Source organism: Streptomyces rimosus (assembly GCF_008704655.1).
GTDB lineage: Bacteria > Actinomycetota > Actinomycetes > Streptomycetales > Streptomycetaceae > Streptomyces > Streptomyces rimosus.
In genome coordinates this window covers 7,480,873-7,504,283 of the sequence record NZ_CP023688.1, presented here as the reverse complement: position 1 = coordinate 7,504,283, position 23,411 = coordinate 7,480,873, and the positions used below count along the sequence as shown (strand labels likewise).

23 protein-coding genes are annotated in these 23,411 nt (G+C 72.8%); 16 read left to right on the top strand and 7 right to left on the bottom strand.

The window, feature by feature from the left end:
• Window positions 1–61 precede the first annotated feature (61 nt).
• The 6 genes from CP984_RS32770 (at window position 62) to CP984_RS32745 (ending at window position 4,911) form a co-directional block, all read left to right on the top strand.
• Window positions 62–595, top strand: coding sequence for an NUDIX hydrolase (locus CP984_RS32770; RefSeq protein ID WP_003982132.1), 534 nt, complete (start codon window positions 62–64; stop codon window positions 593–595).
• 109 nt (window positions 596–704) lie between these two features.
• On the top strand, window positions 705–1,115 hold the full coding sequence (locus tag CP984_RS32765; RefSeq protein WP_003982131.1) for a YidH family protein: 411 nt from the start codon (window positions 705–707) through the stop codon (window positions 1,113–1,115).
• A gap of 3 nt (window positions 1,116–1,118) precedes the next feature.
• Complete coding sequence (locus CP984_RS32760; protein ID WP_003982130.1) at window positions 1,119–1,547, top strand: DUF202 domain-containing protein; 429 nt, start codon at window positions 1,119–1,121, stop codon at window positions 1,545–1,547.
• A 136-nt stretch (window positions 1,548–1,683) separates the two neighbouring features.
• Window positions 1,684–2,757 carry a phosphotransferase family protein gene (locus CP984_RS32755; RefSeq protein ID WP_003982129.1) on the top strand — a complete coding sequence of 358 codons (1,074 nt, stop codon included), beginning with the start codon at window positions 1,684–1,686 and terminating at the stop codon, window positions 2,755–2,757.
• A gap of 9 nt (window positions 2,758–2,766) precedes the next feature.
• On the top strand, window positions 2,767–3,981 hold the full coding sequence (locus CP984_RS32750; protein ID WP_003982128.1) for an acyl-CoA dehydrogenase family protein: 1,215 nt from the start codon (window positions 2,767–2,769) through the stop codon (window positions 3,979–3,981).
• A 39-nt stretch (window positions 3,982–4,020) separates the two neighbouring features.
• The gene (locus CP984_RS32745) at window positions 4,021–4,911 is read left to right on the top strand and encodes a bifunctional helix-turn-helix transcriptional regulator/GNAT family N-acetyltransferase (RefSeq protein WP_003982127.1); all 891 of its coding nucleotides are present in this window, start codon (window positions 4,021–4,023) and stop codon (window positions 4,909–4,911) included.
• Window positions 4,912–5,172: 261 nt separating this feature from the next.
• On the opposite strand, the gene CP984_RS32740 is transcribed toward CP984_RS32745, so the two are convergent.
• The 3 genes from CP984_RS32740 to CP984_RS32730 all read right to left on the bottom strand — a co-directional run bounded on the left by CP984_RS32740 (window position 5,173) and on the right by CP984_RS32730 (window position 8,342).
• Window positions 5,173–5,805 carry a TetR/AcrR family transcriptional regulator gene (locus CP984_RS32740; RefSeq protein ID WP_003982126.1) on the bottom strand — a complete coding sequence of 211 codons (633 nt, stop codon included), beginning with the start codon at window positions 5,803–5,805 and terminating at the stop codon, window positions 5,173–5,175.
• A 63-nt stretch (window positions 5,806–5,868) separates the two neighbouring features.
• Window positions 5,869–7,524 (bottom strand): class I adenylate-forming enzyme family protein, encoded by a 1,656-nt coding sequence (locus CP984_RS32735; RefSeq protein ID WP_003982125.1) that lies wholly within the window; start codon window positions 7,522–7,524, stop codon window positions 5,869–5,871.
• Window positions 7,521–8,342, bottom strand: a complete 822-nt coding sequence (locus CP984_RS32730) for an SDR family oxidoreductase (RefSeq protein ID WP_043978939.1) — start codon at window positions 8,340–8,342, stop codon at window positions 7,521–7,523. The genes CP984_RS32735 and CP984_RS32730 overlap by 4 nt, the downstream gene beginning before the upstream one ends.
• 208 nt (window positions 8,343–8,550) lie before the next feature.
• Here CP984_RS32730 and CP984_RS32725 point away from each other — a divergent pair, with 208 nt between their 5' ends.
• From CP984_RS32725 to CP984_RS32700, 7 genes are all read left to right on the top strand, one after another.
• Window positions 8,551–9,939: an exo-beta-N-acetylmuramidase NamZ family protein gene (locus CP984_RS32725; protein WP_003982123.1), complete on the top strand. Its 1,389-nt coding sequence runs from the start codon at window positions 8,551–8,553 to the stop codon at window positions 9,937–9,939.
• Window positions 9,940–10,630: 691 nt separating this feature from the next.
• Window positions 10,631–11,941 (top strand): MFS transporter, encoded by a 1,311-nt coding sequence (locus CP984_RS32720; RefSeq protein WP_003982122.1) that lies wholly within the window; start codon window positions 10,631–10,633, stop codon window positions 11,939–11,941.
• 169 nt (window positions 11,942–12,110) lie between these two features.
• Complete coding sequence (locus CP984_RS32715) at window positions 12,111–13,427, top strand: hypothetical protein (RefSeq protein WP_003982121.1); 1,317 nt, start codon at window positions 12,111–12,113, stop codon at window positions 13,425–13,427.
• A 353-nt stretch (window positions 13,428–13,780) separates the two neighbouring features.
• Window positions 13,781–14,398 (top strand): hypothetical protein, encoded by a 618-nt coding sequence (locus CP984_RS32710; protein ID WP_030178798.1) that lies wholly within the window; start codon window positions 13,781–13,783, stop codon window positions 14,396–14,398.
• A 94-nt stretch (window positions 14,399–14,492) separates the two neighbouring features.
• Complete coding sequence (locus CP984_RS32705; protein WP_030178800.1) at window positions 14,493–15,899, top strand: OFA family MFS transporter; 1,407 nt, start codon at window positions 14,493–14,495, stop codon at window positions 15,897–15,899.
• Window positions 15,896–16,009, top strand: a complete 114-nt coding sequence (locus tag CP984_RS43120; RefSeq protein ID WP_003982118.1) for an MFS transporter small subunit — start codon at window positions 15,896–15,898, stop codon at window positions 16,007–16,009. The genes CP984_RS32705 and CP984_RS43120 overlap by 4 nt, the downstream gene beginning before the upstream one ends.
• Before the next feature lie 62 nt (window positions 16,010–16,071).
• On the top strand, window positions 16,072–17,514 hold the full coding sequence (locus CP984_RS32700; protein ID WP_030178804.1) for an amidase: 1,443 nt from the start codon (window positions 16,072–16,074) through the stop codon (window positions 17,512–17,514).
• A 4-nt stretch (window positions 17,515–17,518) separates the two neighbouring features.
• Here the strand turns inward: CP984_RS32700 and soxR are convergent, their stop codons facing one another.
• The 4 genes from soxR to CP984_RS32680 form a co-directional block, all read right to left on the bottom strand.
• Window positions 17,519–18,052, bottom strand: a complete 534-nt coding sequence (gene soxR / locus CP984_RS32695; protein ID WP_003985099.1) for a redox-sensitive transcriptional activator SoxR — start codon at window positions 18,050–18,052, stop codon at window positions 17,519–17,521.
• A gap of 74 nt (window positions 18,053–18,126) precedes the next feature.
• Window positions 18,127–18,588 carry a MaoC family dehydratase gene (locus CP984_RS32690; protein ID WP_003985102.1) on the bottom strand — a complete coding sequence of 154 codons (462 nt, stop codon included), beginning with the start codon at window positions 18,586–18,588 and terminating at the stop codon, window positions 18,127–18,129.
• A gap of 110 nt (window positions 18,589–18,698) precedes the next feature.
• Window positions 18,699–19,328, bottom strand: a complete 630-nt coding sequence (locus CP984_RS32685; protein ID WP_003985103.1) for a TetR/AcrR family transcriptional regulator — start codon at window positions 19,326–19,328, stop codon at window positions 18,699–18,701.
• Between the two features lie 129 nt (window positions 19,329–19,457).
• On the bottom strand, window positions 19,458–20,612 hold the full coding sequence (locus tag CP984_RS32680; RefSeq protein WP_003985104.1) for an acyl-CoA dehydrogenase family protein: 1,155 nt from the start codon (window positions 20,610–20,612) through the stop codon (window positions 19,458–19,460).
• Window positions 20,613–20,718: 106 nt separating this feature from the next.
• Here CP984_RS32680 and CP984_RS32675 point away from each other — a divergent pair, with 106 nt between their 5' ends.
• The 3 genes from CP984_RS32675 (at window position 20,719) to CP984_RS32665 (ending at window position 23,403) form a co-directional block, all read left to right on the top strand.
• The gene (locus CP984_RS32675; RefSeq protein WP_030178811.1) at window positions 20,719–21,363 is read left to right on the top strand and encodes a TetR/AcrR family transcriptional regulator; all 645 of its coding nucleotides are present in this window, start codon (window positions 20,719–20,721) and stop codon (window positions 21,361–21,363) included.
• An 84-nt stretch (window positions 21,364–21,447) separates the two neighbouring features.
• Complete coding sequence (locus CP984_RS32670) at window positions 21,448–22,425, top strand: urea transporter (RefSeq protein ID WP_003985106.1); 978 nt, start codon at window positions 21,448–21,450, stop codon at window positions 22,423–22,425.
• A gap of 288 nt (window positions 22,426–22,713) precedes the next feature.
• Window positions 22,714–23,403: a hypothetical protein gene (locus CP984_RS32665; RefSeq protein ID WP_129820921.1), complete on the top strand. Its 690-nt coding sequence runs from the start codon at window positions 22,714–22,716 to the stop codon at window positions 23,401–23,403.
• Window positions 23,404–23,411 lie beyond the last annotated feature (8 nt).

Here is a 23,411-nt window from a genome sequence, read left to right as displayed (position 1 = left end):
GGCGGTGACGCGCCGCCGGGCCCGCCGCGCCGCGGTCCGTCCGGGCTGGTTGCATGGGTCCATGGACCCACAGCAAGCACTGAACGCGGACGAGATCGTCGACATCGTCAACGAGAGCGACGAGGTCGTGGGGCAGGCCCGGCGCGGCGACGCCTACGCCCACCGGCTGCGCACCCGCTGCACGTTCATCCTCGCCCGGGACGCCGAGGACCGGATCTTCGTGCACCGGCGCACCCCGCAGAAGCTGGTCTTCCCCTCGCACTACGACATGTTCGTCGGCGGCGTGGTCGGCGCGGGCGAGACGTACGACGGGACGGCGCTGCGCGAGGCGGAGGAGGAGCTGGGCGTCAGCGGCCTGCCGCAGCCGGTCCCGCTGTTCAAGTTCCTGTACGAGACGCCGGAGCACACCTGGTGGTCTGCGGTCTACGAGGTGCGCTGCACGCTGCCCGTACAGCCGCAGGAGTCGGAGGTTGCCTGGCACACCTTCCTCACCGACGCCGAGCTGGCACAGCGCATCCCGCAGTGGGAATGGACGCCGGACGGCATGGCCGCCTACGAACGGCTGCTGGAGTGGCGGGCGGAGCGGGACGGGTAGCCGACGGGCCGTACGGTACGGGCGGCCCGCCGGACGGCACGGCGGGAAGCGCACGGTCGAACGGCACGGAAGGGGCGGCGGACGGACCGCACCGCGTAGGGTTCTGGCCATGATCCTCACCGACAGACTGCGGTCGATCGGCGCGGGCGTCCGGCTGTGGTTCACGCCCGCGCGCGTCCGCGAGGAGGGCACGACCCCCGACTACCGCTTCTCGCTCGCCAACGAACGCACCTTCCTGGCCTGGCTGCGGACCGGGCTGGCGCTGGTGGGCGGCGGGTTCGCGGTGGATCAGTTCCTGCCCCGGCTGCACGATGTGCTGCGGACGACGTGCACCGTCGTCCTGCTGGTGGGCGGCGCGCTGTGCGCGGTGCGGGCGGTCAACCACTGGGTGCGCTGCGAGCGGGCGATGCGGCGCGGCGAGGACCTGCCCGCTTCCCGCTTCCCGGCGGTGCTGGCGGTCGCCGTTGGTCTGCTGGCGGCGGCGATGGTGGTCCTGGTCGCCATCGGCTGGACGCGCTGACCGATGGCCGGTTCGCCGCGTCGGAACCAGGCGCGCCAGGACGAGCCGCGTCGCGACCAAACGCGCCCTGACCAGCCGGGTCGTGACCAGCTGAGACGCGACCAGCCGCGTCATGGCCGGCCGTGCCCCGACCGGGACCCGGGCCTGCAACCGGAGCGCACCCGGCTCGCTTGGCGCCGGACCACCCTGTCCTGCACGGCGGTCGCGATACTGGCGGGCCGCCAGGTGGTGCAGCACCGCGACCCGGGTCCGGTGGTGATCGTGGCGGTCGCGCTGGTCCTGCTGGTGTGGATCGCTTTCGTGGCGGCGGCACACGTACGGATGCGGGCGATGTACGCCGGCCGGCCGCCGGTCCTGTCCGCCCGTACGGCACTGGCCCTGGTGTCCTGCACCTGCGCGCTGGCGGTGCTCGGCGCGGCGATCCTGATCTGAGGCCGGCCGGCCCTTTCGCGCCGGGTGACCCACACCCCACACTCACCCTCTGGACGCCATACCGACTAGTCGGCATGATCGTAGCGGCCCGGTTGCCCGACCGGGCCGACCGCCTCTTTCCGTACGGAGGAGCACGATGAGCGACGGCACCCCTCCCCCGCGGTCCCCGGCGCGGCCGGGTCCACCGGGGCTCGATCTGGAGCGGCTGCGGGACCACCTGGACCGGGAGCGACCCGGCACGGTGCGGGGCCCCCTGAAGGCCGAGCTGATCGAGGGCGGCCGGTCCAACCTCACCTACCGGATCACCGACGGCACCGGCCAGTGGGTGGTCCGCCGCCCGCCGCTCGGCCATGTGCTGGCCACCGCACACGACATGCGGCGCGAGTTCCGGGTGATCAGCGCGCTGCACCCGACGGCGGTGCCGGTGCCGGGGACGCTGCTGCTGTGCGAGGACGAGGCGGTCCTCGGGGCGCCGTTCTACGTGATGGAGCTGGTGGCGGGCACGCCGTACCGTACGGCCGGGCAGCTCGCCGAGCTCGGGCCCGAGCGGACCCGCGGCGTGGTGCTCTCCCTCGTGGACACGCTGGTCGCACTGCACGCCGTGGACCCGGCGGCGGTCGGCCTCGACGACTTCGGGCGGCCGGACGGCTTCCTGGAGCGGCAGCTGCGCCGCTGGGGCAAGCAGCTGGCGGCGTCGCGCAGCCGCGACCTGCCGGGCATCGACGCGCTGCACGAGGCGCTGGCCGGCTCGCTGCCCGCCTCCCCCGCGCCCACCGTCGTGCACGGCGACTACCGGCTCGACAACGTCCTGGTGGGCGCGGACGACCGGATCACGGCGGTACTGGACTGGGAGATGTCCACCCTTGGCGATCCGCTGACCGATCTCGGCCTGCTGGTGATGTACAGCGAGCAGGAGGACGTGCCCGGCTCCCCGATCGCCACCACGCGCGGCGCGCCCGGCCATCCGGAGCCGGCCGAGCTGATCGAGCGGTACGCGGCCGGGTCCGGCCGGGACGTGTCCGGCATCGCCTGGTACACGGCGTTCGCGTACTTCAAACTCGCGGTGATCCTGGAGGGCATCCACTACCGCTACACACTCGGGCAGACCGTCGGCGCGGGCTTCGACCGGATCGGCGAGCTGGTGCCGGTCTTCATCGACCGCGGCCGGGCCACGCTCGACACCCTGACGACGACCGCCGAGGAAGGCTGAGGCACGCCGATGGACTTCGCATTCGACGCCCGTACCGAAGAGCTGCGGAAGAACCTGCTGTCCTTCATGGACGAGCATGTCTACCCGGCCGAGGCCGTCGCCGACGAGCAGCGGGCGGCGCTCGCCTCGCCGTGGGACACCCCGCAGATCGTGGAGGACCTGAAGGCGGAGGCGCGCAGGCGGGGCCTGTGGAACCTGTTCCTGCCGGACGAGGAGTACGGGGCGGGCCTGACCAACCTCCAGTACGCGCCGCTCGCCGAGATCACCGGCCGCAGTCCCCAACTCGCGCCCACCGCGCTGAACTGCGCGGCGCCGGACACCGGGAACATGGAGGTGCTGGCGCAGTTCGGTTCGGAGGCGCAGAAGCAGCAGTGGCTGCGGCCCCTGCTGGCGGGCGAGATCCGGTCGGCGTTCGCTATGACCGAGCCGGACGTGGCCTCCTCGGACGCCACCAACATCGAGACCCGTATCGAGCGGGATGGCGACGAGTACGTCATCAACGGCCGCAAGTGGTACATCTCCGGCGCGATGAACCCGCTGTGCCGGATCTTCATCGTGATGGGCAAGACCGACCCGGACGGTGCGGACGTACGCCGCCAGCAGTCGATGGTGCTGGTCCCGCGCGATACCCCGGGCCTCGAAGTCCGGCGCGCCATGCAGGTGTACGGCTACGAGGACCACTACCACGGCGGCCATGCCGAGGTCGTCTTCCACGACGTACGGGTGCCCGCGGCGAACCTGATCGGCGAGGAGGGCGGCGGCTTCGGCATCGCGCAGGCCCGGCTCGGCCCCGGCCGTATCCACCACTGCATGCGGCTGATCGGGATGGCCGAGCGCGCCATCGAGCTGATGTGCCGCCGCGCCGTGTCCCGTACGGCCTTCGGCAAGCCGCTGGCGCGCCAGGGGGTCGTCCAGCAGTGGATCGCCGACGCGCGGGTGGCCGTGGAGCAGCTGCGGCTGCTGGTGCTGAAGACCGCGTGGCTGATGGACACCATCGGCAACAAGGGCGCGCACACGGAGATCCAGGCCATCAAGATCGCCACACCGCGCACGGTCGTGGACATCCTCGACCGGGCCGTGCAGCTGTACGGCGCGGGCGGGGTGAGCCAGGACTTCCCGCTGGCGGAGCTGTGGGCGGCGGCCCGCACGCTGCGGCTCGCGGACGGGCCGGACGAGGTGCACCAGCGGTCGCTGGCGCGGCGGGAGCTGAAGGCTTACCTGTGACACTGGACCCGCCCCCTATTCTCTGACTAAGGTCAGAGAATGGATGCGGCACAGATCGACCAGGTGCGGCGCTTCAACCGCACCGTCACCGCACGCGTGGGCGTGCTCCACGACCACTACCTCGGCCGCGACCGGCCCATCGGCGAGGCCCGGCTGCTCTGGGAGATCGGCGAACGGGGCCAGGACGTACGGCGACTCCGCGAGCGCCTCGGGCTCGACTCCGGGTACGTCAGCCGCCTGCTGCGTGCCCTGGAGGCCGACGGCCTGGTCACGGTCGAACCGCAGCCCGAGGACCGGCGGGTGCGCACCGTACGGCTCACCGAAGCGGGCCGCGCGGAGCACGCCGCGCTGGACGACCGCAGCGACGAACTGGCCGGCTCCCTGCTGGAACCGCTCAACGCCGGCCAGCGCGCGCGGCTGGTCGCCGCCATGGCCGAGGTCGACCGGCTGCTGACCGCCGCCACGGTCACCCTGGACGTCGTCGACCCGGCCCACCCCGACGCGCAGCACTGCCTGAAGTCCTACTTCACCGAGATGCAGCAAAGCTTCGAGACCGGTTTCGACCCCGCCCGGAGCCTGCTGCCCGACGCGGGCGAACTCCGCCCCCCGCACGGCCTGTTCCTGGTCGCCCGGCTACACGGCACCCCCGTGGGCTGCGCCGGCCTGAAACTCCCGCCCAACGCCCCCGCCGAGGTCAAACGCATGTGGGTGTCCCCCGACGCACGACGCCTCGGCCTCGGCCGCCGCCTGCTGAGCGAGCTGGAGACACGGGCCGTACGGTACGGCCGCTACGCACTGCGCCTGGACACCAACAAGGCCCTCAGCGGCGCGATCGACCTGTACCGCTCGTACGGCTTCGAAGAGGTCCCGGCCTTCAACGACGAGCCGTATGCGCATCATTGGTTCGAGAAGAGGGTGGGTGGGGAGTGAGGGGTCGGCGCCGCCGACGGCGGCCCCTACCCCGGCTACCACCGTCGGCCTCCCCCAACGTCGCTCCAGGGTTGCCGCACGCCGCATGACGTCGACCGGCACGAAACCGCCGCCCACGGGCGGCTGCCCAGTGGTGTACGCCGCCCGGGAGTCGATTCGGCAGGCGCTCCCGACCGGCTCGACGCGGATGAGGCGGCCGGCGGGGAGGAGTTCAACCAGTGGTGCAGGTCCTGCGAGAACTGAGCCCTGCGTCCGGGGCTCTCACGGCCGCAACGCCCGCAGCAGTAGATCGGCGAGGTGGTCGGCGACCTGCTGGGGGGTGAGCGGGCCGTTTTCGCGGTACCAGGTGCCGAGGTGGTGCACCGAACCGAAGTGGTAGTCCACTACCAGGTCGGCGGGGGTGGCGCTGCTGAACACCCCGGTGCGCTGGCCCTCTTCGACCAGCGCGCGGAAGCGCTCGTGGTAGCGCCGCCGTTCGGCCCGTACCTGCTTGTCCTTCTCGGGTGAGAGGTGGTGCATCGAGCGGAAGAAGATCTTCGTGTCGTCGAGGTTCTCGATGGTGGTGACCACGACGTCCGCCGCGGCGTCCCGCAGCCGCCGCTCCACCGGCGCGTCGGCGTCCGCGAAGTGGTCCAGGCGCTCCTGCTGGAGCCGCAGCACCCGGCCGTACACCTCGTGCAGCAGGTCGTCCTTGGAGCCGAAGTAGTGGTACAGGGCGCCCTTCGTGACCCCGGCGGCCTCGACGATCTCCTGGACGGAGGTGCGGTCGTAGCCCCGCTCGGCGAAGAGCCGGGTGGCGGTGGCCAGCAGCCGCTGGGCCACGGGCTTGGTGCTCCCGGTGCCTCCGGTGCTCCCGGTACTCCCGGTACTCCCGCCGTCCGTCGTCCCGGCCATCGCCCTCACCTGTCCCTCGTGCGTCGTGCTTCGTATCGTTGCGTGGTGCCCCCGCGGGCGCGGTCAGCCGCGCCCGCGCAGTTCCCGCCTGAGGATCTTGCCACTGGTCGTCTTCGGCAGCTCGGGCAGGATCTCCACCTGGCGCGGGTACTTGTACGCGGCCAGCCGCTCCTTGCAGTACCCGGCCAGCTCGGCCGGCTCCGCGTGCAGCCCGGGCCGCAGGCTCACATACGCCTTGACCGACTCGCCCCGGTACGCGTCCGGCACGCCGACCACGGCCGCCTCGCGCACCGCGGGGTGGCCGTAGAGCACGTCCTCGACCTCCCGCGGCCACACCTTGAAGCCGGACGCGTTGATCATGTCCTTCTTGCGGTCGACGACGTACAGCCAGCCGCCCAGGTCCATGAAGCCGATGTCGCCGGTGCGCAGTTCGCCGTCCGGCAGGGCTTCGGCGGTGGCGTCCGGGCGGCGCCAGTAGCCGGGCACCACCTGCGGGCCGCGCACCGCGATCTCGCCCTGTTCCCCGAACGGCACGTCCCGGCCCTGGTCGTCGATGATCCGGATGACCGTGTCCGGGCCCGGCACGCCGACGGCGAGGGTGCCGGAGGCCGGGTCGACGGGCGCCTCCCGGCCGGGCGGGACGCTGGCGCAGGGGGCGGTGCACTCGGTCAGCCCGTAGCCGTTGTGCAGGTACGGGCCGAAGTCCGCGCGGAACTTCTCGACCAGCGCGGGCGGCAGCGGCGCCCCGCCCGAGGAGAGGGAGGAGAAGGACGCGAAGTGGTCCCGGGTGACATGGGGCTGGGCCATCAGCGCCATATAGGCGGTGGACGGGCCGACGGTGTAGGCGGGCCGGTGCTCCAGGAACGCGTCGAGGACGACGCCCGGCTCGAAGCGGTAGGCCAGCGCGAGGGTGCCGGCGTTGGTGAAGCAGGCGGCCAGTTCGCACACCATGCCGGTGATGTGGAAGAGCGGGGCCAGCGCGAAGTACGTGGCGCCGTCGGGCAGACCGAGGCCGGTGCGCTGCCGCTCGGCGTTGTAGGCGATGTTGCCGTGGGTGTTGATGGCGCCCTTGGGGGTGCCGCTGGTGCCGGAGGTGTAGCTGATGAGGGCGGTGTCCGCGGCGTCCGGCCAGGCCACGCCGGGCGGCCGTCCCTCGTACGCGCGGGCCGCCGCCAGCAGATCGTCCGCGCCCTCGCACGGCCCGAGCCGCTCGCCGCGCAGCACCCGCGCGTCGTCGCGGGTCTGGAGGTCCCGCTCGCAGGCGGTCAGCGCGATCCGTACGGAGGGCGCCGCGGCGGCCGTCGTCCGCAGGAACGCGTTCCAGGTGTGGTCCGCGCAGACGACGGCGGTGACCTCGGCGTCGGTGAGGATGTGCGTCATCTCGGCGGACTTGTACATCGGGTTGACGGGGACGACGATGCCGCCCGCCTTCCAGACGCCGAGCAGCGCGAGGGCGAAGTGCGGCGTGTTCTGGAGCATGACCGCGGCACGGTCGCCGGGCCGGAAACCGCGCGCCACCAGGTGCCCGGCCACACCGTCGCTGAGCGCGTCGGCCTCGGCGTACGACAGCCGGCCGTCGAAGTAGGCGAGGGCGGTGCGGTCCGGGGCCCGGCGGGCCGCGTCCTGGAAGGCGTGCAGGGCGGAGGGGTGCGGGTGCACGGGGGCGCGCTGGGCGTCGGTGAGCTGGGCCAGCCAGGGCTTGTCCTGGTAGGAGGTCATCGGGCCGCCTCCTCGGCCGCGGCGGCACCGGCCGCGGGCTCCACGACGGCCTCCGGCCGCCCGGCGCCTTCCAGCTTCCGCTGGAGGCGGTTCATGCCGCCCAGCCACCGTTCGGTATCGCCCGCCCGCGCGGTGTAGTACTCCCCGACCTCCGGGTGCGGCAGCACCAGGAACCGCTCCTCCGCCATCGCCGCGAAGAGCGCGTCGGCGACGGCGGCGGGCTCGATCGCCGTCGGGGTCAGCACCAGCTCCCCGGCCGCGCCGGTGGCCGCGAGCATGTCGGTGCGCACCCCCTGCGGGCAGATCGCGTGCACGGCTATCCCGCGGTGCCGGTATGTCAGCGACAGCCACTCGGCGAAGGCGTACGCGCCGTGCTTGGTGACGCTGTACGGGGCCGCGCCCACCATGGTCAGCAGGCCCGCCGCGGACACGGTGGACACGAACCGGCCCGCGCCGCGCTCCAGCCACTCGGGCAGCAGCGCGCGGGCCGCCCGTACGTGCGCCATCACGTTGACGTCCCAGGCCAGCTCCCAGGCGTCGTCCGGCGCCTCGGGGCCGCCGCCGGTGCCGACCCCGGCGTTGGCACAGAAGATGTCGACGGTGCCGCCGAGCGCCTCGCGGGCCGCCGGTACGACGGTGGAGGCGTCACCGGGAACCGCGACGGCGCCGATCTCGCGCGCGGTGGCCTCGGCCTTGGCCGCGTCCAGGTCGTTGACCGCCACCCGCGCCCCTCCGGCGGCGAAGCGGCGGGCGAGCGCGGCGCCGATGCCGCCGCCCGCCCCGGTCACCACGACTGTCCTGTCCCGTACGGCTTCCACCTGCGGTCTCCCTCGGTCGCCCCTGATCGGTCGCCCCTGACACGACTGCCAGGCAGACTAACCAGTCGGTATGGCGAAGCGGAAGGGCGCGGACCCGCCCGTGCGCCGGACGCGGCGACGGCACGCGGCACGCCGTCCGGCGCGTTCCCCCGGAGGCCGCCGGGCGTTAGCGTGCGCACGACACTGGCCTGACGGCGGAGGTGGACGCATGACCGTGTCCAGACGGAAACTGCTGGCCGCTACGGCGGTCACGAGCGCGGCGGGTGCGATGGGTGCGACGGCGATGACGGGCGAGGCGGCTGCGGCGTACGGAGGCACGGGCGCCGGCCGGTCCGCGACGGGAGGCGGCGAAGCGACCGGCACCGATACGTCTGGCACCGATGCAGCCGGGACCGGAGCGGCAGAAGCCTCCGCACAGGGAGCCCGCCCCCGGGTCCGCGCCGGCTTCGACCGCCTCGCCGCCGACGGCTACGCCCTCCTCTCCGGCCGCCGGATCGGCATCGTCACCAACCCCACCGGCGTCACCCCGGACGTACGCCACATCGTGGACGTGATGCACGCCGACAAACGGGTGGACCTGGCCGCCGTCTTCGGCCCCGAGCACGGCTTCCGGGGCACCGCGCAGGCGGGCGGCTCCGAGGGCAGCTACGAGGACCCGGCCACCGGCCTGCCCGTCCACGACACGTACGGCAAGAGCGGCCGGGCGCTGGCGGACATCTTCACCCGGTCCGGCGTGGACACCGTCGTCTTCGACATCCAGGACGTCGGCGCGCGCTTCTACACCTACATCTGGACGCTGTACGACTGCATGGTCGCGTCCGTCCTCGCGGGCAAACACTTCGTCGTCCTGGACCGCCCCAACCCGGTGACGGGCCGCGCCGCCACCGGCCCCGTACTGGACCGTGCCCAAGCCTCGGGCGTGGGCCGTGAACCGATCGCCCTGGCCCACGCCATGACCGTGGCCGAACTCGCCGTCCTCTTCAACGCCGAGTTCGTGCCACGCGTGGCGGGCCGGCCGGCCGAGCTGGAGACCGTCCCGATGAAGGGCTGGCGGCGGTCGGACTTCTTCGACGCGACCGGCCTCCCCTGGGTCCCACCCAGCCCCAACATGCCCACCCCGGACACCGCCCTGGTCTACGCGGGCACCTGCCTCTTCGAGGGCACCAACCTCTCCGAGGGCCGCGGCACCACCCGCCCCTTCGAACTGCTCGGCGCGGACGGCATCGACCGCCGCTGGGCCGCCGCGATCACCGCCCTCGCCACGGACCTCGGCCTCCCCGGCGTCCACTTCCGCGAGGCGCACTTCGCCCCCACCTTCTCCAAGTTCCAGGGCAAGACCATCGGCGGCGTCCAGCTCCACGTCCACGACCGCCGGGCCTTCGACCCGGTCCGCACCGGCATCGCCCTCCTGATCACCGCGAAACGCACCTGGCCCGACTTCGCCTGGCGCCCGGACCACTGGATCGACAAACTCACCGGCACCCCACGCGTCCGCACGATGATCGACGCGGGCGCCGGAGTGGATGAGGTAGCCGGGGCCTGGCAGGAGGACTTGGCGGGCTTCCGGCGGATGCGGAGGGAGTATCTGCGCTACTGATAGCGGGAGGGGGTGCCGGCGACACTGGTAACGGGAGGCGGCCCTCCTCGGCGTCACCGACCACCTGGCCGACGGCCCTCGCACCGCCATGGCCCGCCCCGGCAGCCGCCACCTGGCCGGACACCGGTATGTGGAGGCCGTCCCGCGCCCCGTCGCCGTCGACCACCAGCTCGAAGGTCATGATCTTTCCCGGCCCGGTACCGACCTCGACCTGAATGTCCTGTTCCGCGAGGGAGTTCGTCGCCCTCCCCAGCTTCCACGTGCCCTCGCCGCCGAAGGTGTCTTCCGGGTTGTGGTCCCCGGGGTTGCTCGGCACCTTCGACGCGGTCGCCGACCCGTCCTTGCGCAACGTCACCTGCGCGCCGTGCGGCCCTGTCCAGGCACCGACGACATCGCCCGGCTCCGCCCTTCCCGGCGTCCACCCGACGAACAGGCTGATGTAGACCACGCCGGCCAGCATCAGCACGATGACCACCACCAAGGCCGCGATGGCCACCCGAGCCGCGATCATCATCAGGCCGGAAATCGGCGAACGACGGCCCCTGCCGTCCCGATCACCACCACCTCCCCCGTCTCACCACCCAAGACACCACATCCCACCTATTGACTGCCCCAACAGTCCCGCGTGACAGTGCGGCTCGTGCACAGTGACGCGACATCAGCAGCCGTTCCGGCGGACGGGGTCCCGGGCGTGACGCATACGCCCGCGGGCGAGGACACCGCCGCGCCCGCCGCCCCCGAACGCCTCCGCCGTGTGGCCGTGGCCTCGTTCATCGGGACGGCGATCGAGTTCTACGACTTCTATATCTACGGGACGGCCGCCGCCCTCGTCCTCAACCAGGCGTTCTTTCCGACCCTCGATCCGGTCAACGCCACCCTCGCGTCGTTCTCCACCTACGCGGTGGCGTTCGCGGCGCGGCCGCTCGGGTCGGTGGTGTTCGGGCATTTCGGGGACCGCGTGGGGCGGAAGTCCGTGTTGGTGGCCTCGTTGTTGCTGATGGGGTTGTCGACCGCCCTGGTGGGATTGTTGCCGGGGTACGGGACGCTGGGGATATGGGCGCCGCTGTTGCTGATCGTGCTGCGGTTCCTGCAAGGGATCGGGCTGGGCGGCGAGTGGGGCGGGGCCGCGCTGCTGGCGGTGGAGCACGCGCCGAAGAAGCGGCGCGGGCTGTATGCGGCGTTTCCGCAACTGGGGCCGTCGGTGGGGTTCTTCGCGGCGACGGGCGTGTTCTGGCTGCTGTCGGCGGTGCTGGACGACGGCGCGTTCCGGTCGTGGGGGTGGCGGGTGCCGTTCCTGTTGTCGTTCCTGCTGGTGGCGGTGGGGCTGTTCGTACGGCTGAAGATCAGCGAGACGCCGGTGTTCGCGAAGGTGATGGACGCGCGGGAGGCGAGCAAGGTGCCCGCGCTGGATGTGCTGCGCCGGCATCCGCGTGAACTGCTGCTCGGCGCGGGCGGGATGATCATCGCGTACGGGCTCTTCTACACGGCGACCACGTACTGCCTGGCGTACGCGACCGGCACGCTCGGCGTCTCCCGCAACACCATGCTCGCCCTCTCACTGATCGCCTGCCTCTTCCTGGCCGCCGGCACCTGGCTCGCCGCCACCCGCTCGGACGGCGCGGGGCGGCGCAAGCTGGTGCTGGCCGGGACGGCGGCCGCGGTCGTCTGGGGGCTCGTCCTCTTTCCGCTGCTGGACACCGGACAGCCGGTGCTGATCGCGGTGGCGATCGGGGGCGCGTTGTTCTGCATGGGGGTGGTGTACGGGCCGATGGGCGCCTATCTGCCGGAGCTGTTCGGCACCACCGTGCGGTATTCGGGCGCCTCGCTGGCGTACAACCTGGGCGGGGTACTGGGCGGCGCGGTGTCGCCGCTGGTGGCGACCCGGTTGCAGGCGGCCTTCGGGTCGGGCTCCGTGGGATGGTATGTGACGGCGATGGCGGTCGTGTCGCTGCTGTGCGTACTTGCACTGCCGGAGACGCGGGAGAGGGAGTTGGCGGGCTGAAGAAGCCGCTGGGCCGGGGCTGCTACCGGGTTCCGGCCCCGCCCCCGGATCGCCCCCACCTGACGTATGGCCGGATTCCCCCTTCCGCAGGACGATGCGCTGCACAACGCGGCGCGGCCCGGAAGTCCGGCCCGACAGCGTGGCCCGGCGCGCCGCTCAGGGGGGCGTCATGACGGGTACCGCGGGCAGTTCCGGCGCAGCGGCGGCCGGGGACATCGGCGTACAGCCGTACTGGGAGCTGACGTTCGACGCCGACGGCGACCCGGACGCCGGGCAGCGGGACCGGCTGGTGGCCGGGGCGGCGCGGGAGCGCGTCACCGACCTGCTGGTCTTCGCGCACGGCTGGAACAACGACCGGTCGATGGCCACGAGTCTGTACGGGCGGTTCTTCGCGCCGTTCCCGGCGATGGCGGGGGCCGGGGTGCGCCTCGGGTACGCCGGGGTGATCTGGCCGGCGATGCGGTTCGCGGACGAGCCGATCCCGGACTTCCCTCCGGCACCGGCCGGTCTGCCCACCGTGCCGGCCGGTCCGCCGCTGCTGGAGGACGCGACGCTGCGCGCTCTGGCGCGGTGCTTCCCCGGCCGGGAGCTGACGCTGCGGCGCGTGCAGGAGCTGCTCGCCGGGCGGCCCGAGGCCCGGTCCGCCTTCGACGAGTACGCGCGTCTCGTCCGCGACCTGGTGTCCGTACGCGCGAACAGCCCGGCGGAACGGCTGGCCGAGGACCTGGGCGCCGGCATGCCCGCGATGCTCACCGACGACCCGCTCGGGGTGTGCGAGATCTTCACGGCGGCGCTGGAGAAGTGCGGGCATCAGGAGCTGTTCGGGGACGGTCTGAAGCGGCTGTGGAACGGGGCGAAGGAGTTTTTGCGGCAGTCGAGTTATTACGGGATGAAGCGGCGGTCGGGCGTGGTGGGCCAGCTGGGGCTGGGCCCGGTGCTCGGCGCGCTGGTCGAGAGCGCGCCGGGCGTGCGCATCCACCTGATCGGGCACAGCTTCGGTGCCCGGCTGGTGTCGTACGCGCTGCGCGGCATGCCCGCCGGCGACACCGCGGTGAAGTCCGTGACCCTGCTCCAGGCCGCCTTCTCGCACTACGCCTTCGCCGCCCGGCTGCCGCACGACCCGGACCACGGCGGGGCACTGCAAGGGGTGCAGCAGCGGGTGGACGGCCCGATGGTGGCCTGCTTCTCGGGGCACGACTCGGCGCTGGGCATGCTCTACCCGCTGGCCTCCAAGCTCTCCGGCGACTCGGCGAGCTTCCTGGGTCTGTTCGACCGCTGGGGCGCGATCGGCCATGACGGCATCCAGGCGGTGGACGGCACCCGGAGCGTGCGGCTGGGCGCCGCGGTCCCGGGTGCGGGCTGCGTGAACATCGACGCGTCGTCCGTGGTCCGCGACGGTCCGCCGCCCGCCGGCGCGCACAGTGACATCTGCCACGGGGAGCTGGCGCGGGTGGTGCTGGGGGCCGGGCGGGTCACGAGGGAATAGAGCGGCGCGGACCCTCGTACGGGTCGGGAAAGCGTCAAGTGGCCCGTCTCATGGATCGATCGCCCCGCGTGTGGGTACCAGGAGTCACCGGCGCCCCTTGCGGCGAGGGCGCCGAAACCGCGCCGCAGTCGGAAGGTGGGCAACCTTAACTTTCTCAAATCCCCACAGATGTACGGTGGATGATGCACACGAGGCGCGCCGGGCGCCGCGGGGGACACCGGGAGCGAGGGGCGCGACCGGTGCGGCGCGAGTGCCGCCACCACACACCCGCAAGACAGTTCGATGGATCCGGTGGGCGGTCCGCTACGTCCATTCTCTGTCCAGTCGGGTCCTCCCCACGGAGGTGGGATGAATTGGCCGGTTTCAGAGCTCTCGCAGAACAGGTGCGCAACCCCCGTCTCGTCGCCACCCAGCGGCGTACGGCCCTGCGCAAGTGCCTCGAACGCTTCGCCCCGTACGGGCACCGGGCGACCTGGCACCATCTGTGCACCAGGGCGGGCATCGCGACCGAGGACCGCGAACCCGACCCGGCGCGGCTGGTGGCCGCGCTGGAGGAACTGGAGGAGGCCCGCGCCGTCTGGCTCGGGTACGAGCAGGAGTTCGCGGCCCGCAGGCGCCGCGAGAAGCACGACGGCATCCGGCAGCCCAGTGCGCTCGACGACTGGCACCGGCGTACGTGGGGCGGCTGTGACATCGTGCCGTGCGAAGCGCCCCACCGGCATCCCGCGGCGCCGCTGCCCGCGGTGCTGCGCAGCATGATCCGGGCGATGGAGGCGGGTACGCCGCGGGCGGACTGCCCGGTCTGCGACACGCGGTGGTTCGTCTGGCGCACGGATCTCGAACGCTTTCCGATGGCGGGACCGGTGTGCCAGAAGTGCGGGATCGTGGCGCCGCTGTCGGTGCTGACCAGGGAGACGCTGGCGCAGGCGCGGCAGTCGTCCCGCGAGCGGCGGCTGTCCGTGGCGGCCTGAGGGGCGGCCGGGGCGCGGTGCCGGCGGGTTCGCGGACGCGGGCGCGGCGTGGGCGTACTTCCCGGAGGTGGGTGAACGCTGTACGTTCCGCCTCATGCGTACGTCCGGCCGTTCCCGTCCCCGTACCGTCGTCGCGCCGCCGGGCTGGAGCCGTTGGCTCGTGCCGCCCGCGGCGCTGTCGATCCACCTCGCCATCGGGCAGGCGTACGCGTGGAGCGTGTTCAAACCACCCCTGGAATCCGCGCTGGGCCTGTCCGGGACGGCGTCCGCGCTCCCCTTCCAGCTGGCCATCGTCATGCTGGGGCTGTCCGCCGCGTTCGGCGGCACCCTCGTCGAGCGCAACGGCCCCCGCTGGGCGATGGCCGTCTCGGCGGTCTGCTTCTCCTCGGGCTTCCTGGTGGCGGCGCTCGGCGCGGCCACCCGGCAGTACTGGCTCGTCGTCCTCGGATACGGGGTGATCGGCGGCGTCGGCCTGGGCATCGGCTACATCTCCCCCGTGTCCACGCTCATCAAGTGGTTCCCGGACCGCCCCGGCACGGCCACCGGCATCGCCATCATGGGCTTCGGCGGCGGCGCCCTGATCGCCTCGCCCTGGTCGGCCTGGCTGCTGGGCGTACTGGGCACCAATCCGGCCGGGATCGCCCGGACGTTCCTGGTGATGGGGCTGGCGTACGCGGTCTTCATGACGCTCGGGGTGCTGCTCGTACGGGTGCCGCCCACCGAGGAGGAGGCCCCTGATGCGCAAACCCCCGGCGCGGGCGGCTCCGCCCCACGCCGTACGGCCGCGCCCCGCGCCCCGGTCACCGCGCAGGTCTCCGCCCGTAACGCCCTGCGCACCCCGCAGTTCTGGTGTCTGTGGGTGGTGCTGTGCACGAACGTCACGGCGGGTATCGGCATCCTGGAGAAGGCGGCGCCGATGGTGGCCGACTTCTTCGCGCACAGTGCCGCGCCGGTGAGCGCGTCGGCCGCGGCGGGCTTCGTCGGCCTGCTGTCGCTGGCCAACATGCTCGGCCGGATCGTCTGGTCGGCCACCTCCGACCTGGCCGGGCGGAAGAACGTCTACCGCCTCTACCTGGGCGCCGGCGCGCTGATGTATCTGCTGATCGCGCTGGCGGGCGACGCGTCCAAGCCGCTGTTCATCGGGTGCGCCGCGGTACTGCTCTCGTTCTACGGGGGCGGGTTCGCCACCGTGCCCGCCTACTTGACGGACCTGTTCGGCACGTACCAGGTGGGCGCGATCCACGGCCGGCTGCTCACCGCGTGGTCCACCGCGGGCGTCCTCGGGCCGCTGATCGTCAACGCCATCGCCGACGCCCGCAGGTCCGCCGGGCACACCGGCCCCGAGCTGTACACGACTTCCTTCTTCGTCATGATCGGTCTGCTCGTCGTCGGGTTCGCCGCGAACGAGCTGGTGCGGCCCGTCCACCCGCGGCACCACGAGCCACCGCCGTACGGGGTACGGACCGCCGCCCCCAGCGCCCCGAAGGGAGCCGCCTCGTGACCGCGCGCCGCACCGCCCTGCTCGTCGTGGCCTGGCTGTGGGTCGGCCTCCCGTTCGGGTACGGCCTTTACGAACTGGCCCTGAAACTGAGACAACTCTTCACGGGCTGACACAGCACCGCCGGTCCCGGCCCGCCCGGACCGGACCCCACAGCGCACGAAGGCGGACCCGCATGGCCGAACTGCACGATCTGACCGCTCTGGAGCAGGCCGCCGGGGTACGGACCGGCGAACTGTCCCCCGTCGAGATCACCGAGCACTACCTCGCCCGCGCCGAGGACCTGGACAGCACACTCGGCGCATACCTCACCCGGACCCCCGACGTCGCCCGCAAACAAGCGGCCGCCGCGGAGGACGAGGCCGCCGTGGCACGGCGCGAGGGGCGGGAACTGCCGCCGCTGCACGGGGTTCCGGTGCCGGTCAAGGACCTGACGCAGGTCGCCGGGGTGCGCTGCACGATGGGCTCGCGGGCGTTCGCCGACTATGTGCCGGAGCGGGACGACCATGTCGCCACCAAGCTGCGCCGGGCGGGCGCGATCCTGCTCGGCAAGACCAACACCCCGGAATTCGGCCTGCCCTGCTACACGGAGAACCTCCTCGCGCCGCCCGCCCGCACCCCCTGGGACCTGGAGCGGACGGCGGGCGGTTCGAGCGGCGGGGCCGCCGCGGCGGTGGCCGGCGGGCTGGCCCCCGTGGCGCACGGCAGCGACGGCGGCGGCTCGATCCGTATCCCCGCCTCGCTCTGCGGCCTGTACGGCATCAAACCGAGCCGCGGTCTGATCAGCCCCGGCCCGCTGCAGCACGACGTCTCCGGCCTGGCCACGGCGGGCCCGCTCGCCCGTACGGTCGCGGACGCCGCCACGCTGCTGGACGCGATGGCCGGCCCGATGCCAGGCGACCCGTACGCGGCGCCCGCGCTGCCGCCCGGCGAGACGTACGCGGCCCACGCCCGGCGCGACCCGGGACGGCTGCGCGTCGGCTTCCTGATCGACGTGCCGTTCCCCGGCGTCGAGGTGCACCCGGACTGCCGGGCCGCCGTCACGGAGACGGCCGCGCTCCTCGCGGACCTCGGGCACGACGTGGACGGACTGTCCCTGCCCACCGACGACAGCTACCGCCTGGCCTTCACCCGGGTCTGGTCGGTGATCGCCGCCAACCGCCCGGTGCCGCCGGAGCGCGAGGCGGAGCTGCTGCCGCTGACCCGCTATCTGCGCGGGCGCGGCGCGGAGATCCCCGGGGTCGAGTACGCCCGCGCGCTGTACGCGTTCCGCATGCTGGGGCAGCTGATCGCTGACGGGGTGATGCCGCGCGAGGGCGGGTTCGACGTGGTGCTGACGCCGACGGTAGCGACGCCGCCGCCGCGTGTGGGCGCGCTGCGCAACGACGCCGACCCGCAGGCCGAGTTCGCCGCGGTCGGTGCCTTCACCCCGTACACGCCGCTCTACAACGCCACCGGCCAGCCCGCGGTGAGCGTGCCGCTGCACTGGAACGCGGCCGGTCTGCCGATCGGCGTCATGCTGGGCGGGCGGTACGGGGAGGACGCGACCCTGATCGCGCTCTCGGCGCAGCTGGAGCGGGCCCGGCCGTGGGCGCACCGCAAGCCGGAGGTCTGGTGAGCCCTCAGCAGTTCGTGCTGCATTCGTCCGGCGTCGTGGCACCGGCGCCGGTCGCGCCCGCCGTCCGGGGCGGTCCGCCGCCCCGGTCCACGCGCAGCCGCCGCGCGCCCGGCCCCTGCTCGCCGAGTTCGTCGTACGGGTTGGACAGCGCGCACTTCTGAAGGGAGAGGCAGCCGCAGCCGATGCAGTCGGTCAGCCGGTCGCGCAGCTCCACGAGCTGGCTGATCCGCTCGTCCAGCTCGCCGCGCCAGACCTCGGAGAGCCGGGCCCAGTCCTCCCGGTTGGGGGTGCGCTCGTCGGGCAGCTCGGCGAGCGCGTCGCGGATCACCGCGAGCGGGATGCCGACCCGCTGGGCGGCGCGCACGAAGGCGACCCGGCGCAGCGCGTCGCGGGTGTAGCGGCGCTGGTTGCCGGCCGTACGGGTGCTGCTGATCAGTCCCTTGGACTCGTAGAAGTGCAGCGCGGACACCGCCGCGCCGCTCCGCGCGGAGAGCTGGCCGACCGTGAGCTCGTGGACCTTGAAAGGAAGCTGAGGCACGGGACAACCCTAACCGTGGGCACGCGCGGTGGGCTGCGGGGACGGGCCGTGGACGAGGCAGCGCACGGCGCCCGTCACAGGAGGAAGCGGCTGAGCGTCTCGGCCACGCACACCGGCTTGTCGCCGCCCTCGCGTTCGACCGTCACCGCCGTCGCGAGCTGCACACCGCCGGGCACCTCGGTCACGTCCGCGATCCGGGCGGTGGCCCGCAGCCGGGAGCCGACCGGGACGGGAGCGGGGAAGCGGACCTTGTTGACGCCGTAGTTGATGCCCATCTTGACGTTGTCGACGCGCAGCAGCTGCGGTACGAGCGCGGGCAGCAGCGCCAGCGTCAGGTAGCCGTGCGCGATCGTGGCGCCGAACGGACCGGCCGCGGCCCGCTCCGGGTCGACGTGGATCCACTGGTGATCACCGGTGGCGTCCGCGAACAGGTCGATCCGCTTCTGGTCGATCTCCAGCCAGTCGCTGGTGCCGAGGTCCTCGCCGACCGCGTTCCGCAGCTCGTCGAGCGAGCCGAACACCCGGGGCTGTGCCATGTCCGTATGCCTCCTCAGGCCGCGCGGACGCGGACCGTGACGTCATCGACCAAGCGCTTGCTCAGCATGCTCAGCGGCCCCGGACCTGTCAATGCCCGCCCTGGGCCCGCTCATGGACGGGCCGCGCCCACCATGCGCAGGACGAGGTCGGCGTACAGGTCGCCCACCTCCTCGGGCGTACGGGCGCCCTCGGCGGAGAACCAGCGGGCCACGTCCACGCACAGCGACAGCACGGCGAGGGTGGTGCCCGGCACGTCACCGACGGTGAACTCCCCCGCGTCCGCGCCGTCCTGGAGGATGCCGCGCAGCGAGCGGTCGGTACGGCGCCGCAGGTCGGCGATCTCGGTGTAGTGCTCCTCGCTGAGCGCCTGGAGCTCGTACTGGATGACCCGGGCGGTGGTGTGGTGCCGCGCGTGCCAGCGCGCGAAGGTGCGGACGGCGGCGGCGAGCCGTTCGGTGGGGCCGCCCCCGGCGGCGGCCGCCTCCTCCATGATCCGCAGAGCCTTCTCGTGGCCGACGCCGCTGATCCGGTAGAGCAGCTCTTCCTTGGTCTTGTAGTGGATGTAGAGCGCGGCGGGGCTCATGCCGGCACGGCCCGCGATGTCGCGGGTGGTGGTGGCGTGGTAGCCGCGCTCGGCGAACGCCTGGACGGCGGCACGGACCAGGCGGCGGGCCGCCTCCGGGGACACATCGGCCCAGTCCTCCCCCGAGCCGTCCGTCCGCTCCGCCTCCGTGACCATCGCGCACCCCGATCCTCGGTCCGCCACGGGCTCTCCGCGACGGACCGAACACCTTACCGCGCCGGTGAGCAAGCGCTTAGGGCCACGTGGCGCGGCCCGGCCGTTCCGGAAAGCCGGGTCACGGCCGTCTCAGAACGCCGACACCCCGGTCAGCGCCCGCCCGATGACCAGCTTCTGTATCTGGCTGGTGCCCTCGTACAGCGTCATCACCCGGGCGTCCCGCAGCAGCTTGCCGACCGGGTACTCGTCGATGTAGCCGTAGCCGCCGAAGACCTGGAGCGCGTTGTTCGCGGCGCGCACCGCCGCCTCCGAGGCGAACAGCTTCGCCTTGGACGCCTCGGTGGCGAAGGGCTCGCCGCGGTCGATCAGGTCGGCGACCCGCCAGGTCAGCAGGCGCGCGGCGTCCACGTCCACGGCGATGTCGGTGATCAGTTCCTGTACGAGCTGGTGGTGGGCGATGGTCCGGCCGAACTGCTCGCGCTCGGTGGCGTACCCGACGGCGGCGTCCAGGGCGGCCTGCGCGATGCCCACACAGCCCGCGGCGACCGACATCCGGCCCTTGGCCAGCGCCGACATCGCGACGGAGAACCCCTTCCCCTCCGGGGCCAGCATCGCGTCGGCAGGCACCCGTACATCCTGGAAGACCAGCTCGGCGGTGGCCTGGCCGCGCAGCCCCAGCTTGCCGTGGATCTCGCGGCGCTCCAGGCCGGGCGTGTCCGTGGGGACGAGGAAGGCGCTGACGCCCTTGGGCCCCGGCGCGTCGCCGGTGCGCGCGAAGAGCAGCACCACGTCGGCCCAGGTGCCGTTGGTGATGAACATCTTGGTGCCGTTGACGACGTACGAGCCGTCACCGTCCCGTACGGCGCGGGTCGCCAGGCTGCCCGCGTCCGAGCCGGTGCCGGGCTCGGTGAGACCGAAGCAGCCGATGGCCTCTCCGGAGGTGAGCGGGGGCAGCCAGCGCCGCTTCTGGTCCTCGTCGCCCCAGGCCGCGACGGTCTTGGCGACCAGGCCCAGCGATACGGAGACGATGCCGCGCACGGCGGAGTCGCCGCGCCCCAGCTCCTCGGTCACCAGCGCGTAGGCGAGGTGGTCACCGCCGGAGCCGCCGTACTCCTCGGGAACGGTCAGGCCGAGGAAGCCCAGCTCGCCCAGCTTTTTCACCACGGCCCGGTCGACGCGCTCGGCGCGGTCCCAGGCGGCGGCGTGCGGCACGATCTCGCGGTCGACGAAGTCCTTGGCGAGCTGCCGGACGGCAGCCTGCTCCTCGCTCAGCTCCAGGTTCATGAAGGCCCCTCGCGGCGGAGGACGGCAGCCGGGCCGCCCGGGACAGCCGTCCGCCCCATTAACTATCACTGCTAGTTTTCGGGCGGCAGCCTCTACTATGTGCGGCATGGCCCGACCCCGCAAGCCCCTCCTGAGCCGGGAGCGCATCGTCACCACCGCGCTCGCGCTCATCGACGCGGAGGGCCTGACGGCACTGTCCACCCGGCGCCTCGCCGCCGAGCTGGGCGTCAGCGGGCCGTCCCTGTACAACCACTTCACGACCAAGGACGAGATCCTGGACGCGGTCGCCGACACGGTGATCTCCGAGGTGGACGTGTCGGCCCTCGGCGCGGGCGCCGACTGGCGGACCGGACTGCTGGCCTGGGCCCGCTCCTACCGCGCGGCCCTCGCCGCGCACCCGAACATCGTGCCCTTCCTAGCCCAGGGCCCCGGCCGCCGACCGGCCGGCCTGAAGATGGCCGACGCGGCCTTCGGCGGCATGGTGCGGGCCGGCTGGCCACCCGCCCAGGCCACCCGTATCTGCGCCATGGTCCGCTACTTCGTCGCGGGCTCCGCGCTGGGCTCCTTCGCACGCGGCTTCGTGGCCGACCCGAGCGCGTACGACCCGGCCGACTACCCGCATCTGGGCCAGGCGCACCTGCTGGCGGAACACCAGCAGCGGGTCGACGAGGGGGCGTTCGAGACGGGCCTGCTGGCACTGGTCGACGGGCTGGCGCTGCGGCACCCGGACCCGGCCCCGCCGCAGAAGTAGCTGTAAGGTGCATCCGCCCGGGTGGTCCCGGCGCGGTGCACGCACGGACCGGCGTGCCCCCGCCCGCGAGATGGGGAGGACGACGTGCTCGATCAGATCGCCGCACTACGGAACCGGAGCGCTCCGTGGGCCGCCCGGCACCGCTGGACGCGGCACGCCGTCCACGTCCTGCGCGGCCAGGCCCAGGTCGATTTCCTGCCGAGCGCGGTCACCGGCGCAATTTTCACCGTTGCGCTGTGCGCGGCAGGCTGGGCGTACGGCCTGTACGGACTCCTCGGCACCGCGACCGGCACGGCCACGGCGCACCTGCTCGGCGTGGACCGCGACCGGATCGCGGCGGGCCTGGAAGGCTTCAACGCGTGCCTGGTGGCGGTCGGTTCGGCGGTCTTCCTGGGCCCCGGCCACGTCTCCACCCTGCTGATCGCGGTGGCGGGCAGCGCGGTGGTCACGGTCGTCACCACCGCCGCCGGGCGCGCGCTGAGCACCTGGCAACTCCCCACCCTCACCCTCCCCTTCTGCCTGGTGGCAAGCGCGCTGACACTCGCAGCACCGGGCCTGGCGCGCGTCTGGCACCAGGGCACACCCCCGGCAGCACTACCCGGAACCAGCGGACCACCCCCCGCCCTGTCCTTCACCGACCTGTGGCACGCCCTCTTCGCCAACATCGCCCAGATCTTCTTCATGCCGCAGTGGTACGTAGGCGCCCTCTTCCTCGCCGGAATCTTCGCCGCGAGCCGCACAGCCGGAACAATGGCCTGCCTGGGCAGCCTGACCGGCACCGCCACGGCATGGGCACTGGGCGCCCCGACAGCCCAAATCGCGTCCGGCGCAGCGGGCTACAACGCGGTACTGGTCGCCATGGCACTGTGCGGGGTGTTCCTCCCGACGGGCCGCCGCACCGCCGCATACGCGACGGCAGGCGCGGCGACCGCAACAGCCCTGACTCCCGCGATCACCGCCCTCACGGCGCCGTCCGGGGGGCATGTCTTCACCTGGCCGTTCGTGCTGACGACGTTGGTGTTTTTGGGGGCGGGGCCGGGGTTTTCGCGGCTCCGGCAGTAGCTCAATGCGCTCTGCCGATGGAGCCCCTTGAGCGGTGCGCATGACGCATCGTGTAACTTCGTCATCGGTGTGCCGGGAAGTCTGGTCGGCGAATGGACAGTGCTCTGTTTGTCGGTCAGGGAGAAACGCATGGTCAGTTGCGGTGGCCACCCATGCCGCCTGCCGCTGGCGGCTCCGCCCGGCGCTGACGTCGGGTTCGGATTCCCGTGGTGGGTCTGGCTCGTCACCGGCTTGTTCGCGGTACTCGCTCTGTATGCCGCGTGGGACACCCGACGGCAGCGTACGAAAGTGCCGCGGGCCGAACAGGTTGCGGAGCTGAAGAAGGAGCTGCGTACGGGGGCTCCGAACGCGCGAGGACATGTGCGTGTCACCCCGGGGCGGTTCCCCGCCCTCACCACCGCCGAGGCCGAAAGAGTCGCGAACGAGGTGGGATTCGCCCGGCAGGCCCACGGGACCAAGGGACTGTGGCTCTTCCACCGGGAGGGCACCCGGCCGGGCTCCGCGGAATCCTCGGATGTCCGGGGCGGTCCCCGCCTGGATGAATTGCGGCAGAGCACCGCGGCACGCCGGACAGCCGCGTGGTCGCGCGAGCGTGACGGCTTCGACCCGCTGGACGAAGCGACCCTCAAGGCAGCGGAGGACGGCGTACACAAACTGCGCGCCAAGAGGGACCGGCTCGTCATGGGGGCGGCTCTCGCCCTCTTGGCCGGCGCATTCACCACGGTCGCCGTGGGTGCGGCCTGGCTCAACGGCACGCTGCCCCATGGCTTCACGACGGGAAGCGACTGGTCGGCATACGTGCTGGGGCACATCGTCGCGGCGGGCGGCCTGCTGCTCGGCGGCCACTGGATCCGGCGCGGCAAGCAGGCGATGCGGGAGAGCCGGACCCGTCACCAGCCGGTCATCGCGGCCTACCGGGACGCGGTTCTGGCGCGTGAGGCCGAGTCGGACCACAGGCCCGGCACGGGACAGGAATAGCGGGAGAC

Coding starts and splice junctions, on each gene's coding strand:
- CP984_RS32770 (WP_003982132.1), top strand. CDS start 62: ATGGACCCACAGCAAGCACTGAACGCGGACGAGATCGTCGACATCGTC.
- CP984_RS32765 (WP_003982131.1), top strand. CDS start 705: ATGATCCTCACCGACAGACTGCGGTCGATCGGCGCGGGCGTCCGGCTG.
- CP984_RS32760 (WP_003982130.1), top strand. CDS start 1,119: ATGGCCGGTTCGCCGCGTCGGAACCAGGCGCGCCAGGACGAGCCGCGT.
- CP984_RS32755 (WP_003982129.1), top strand. CDS start 1,684: ATGAGCGACGGCACCCCTCCCCCGCGGTCCCCGGCGCGGCCGGGTCCA.
- CP984_RS32750 (WP_003982128.1), top strand. CDS start 2,767: ATGGACTTCGCATTCGACGCCCGTACCGAAGAGCTGCGGAAGAACCTG.
- CP984_RS32745 (WP_003982127.1), top strand. CDS start 4,021: ATGGATGCGGCACAGATCGACCAGGTGCGGCGCTTCAACCGCACCGTC.
- CP984_RS32740 (WP_003982126.1), bottom strand. CDS start 5,805: ATGGCCGGGACGACGGACGGCGGGAGTACCGGGAGTACCGGGAGCACC.
- CP984_RS32735 (WP_003982125.1), bottom strand. CDS start 7,524: ATGACCTCCTACCAGGACAAGCCCTGGCTGGCCCAGCTCACCGACGCC.
- CP984_RS32725 (WP_003982123.1), top strand. CDS start 8,551: ATGACCGTGTCCAGACGGAAACTGCTGGCCGCTACGGCGGTCACGAGC.
- CP984_RS32715 (WP_003982121.1), top strand. CDS start 12,111: ATGACGGGTACCGCGGGCAGTTCCGGCGCAGCGGCGGCCGGGGACATC.
- CP984_RS32705 (WP_030178800.1), top strand. CDS start 14,493: ATGCGTACGTCCGGCCGTTCCCGTCCCCGTACCGTCGTCGCGCCGCCG.
- CP984_RS32700 (WP_030178804.1), top strand. CDS start 16,072: ATGGCCGAACTGCACGATCTGACCGCTCTGGAGCAGGCCGCCGGGGTA.
- CP984_RS32690 (WP_003985102.1), bottom strand. CDS start 18,588: ATGGCACAGCCCCGGGTGTTCGGCTCGCTCGACGAGCTGCGGAACGCG.
- CP984_RS32685 (WP_003985103.1), bottom strand. CDS start 19,328: ATGGTCACGGAGGCGGAGCGGACGGACGGCTCGGGGGAGGACTGGGCC.
- CP984_RS32680 (WP_003985104.1), bottom strand. CDS start 20,612: ATGAACCTGGAGCTGAGCGAGGAGCAGGCTGCCGTCCGGCAGCTCGCC.
- CP984_RS32675 (WP_030178811.1), top strand. CDS start 20,719: ATGGCCCGACCCCGCAAGCCCCTCCTGAGCCGGGAGCGCATCGTCACC.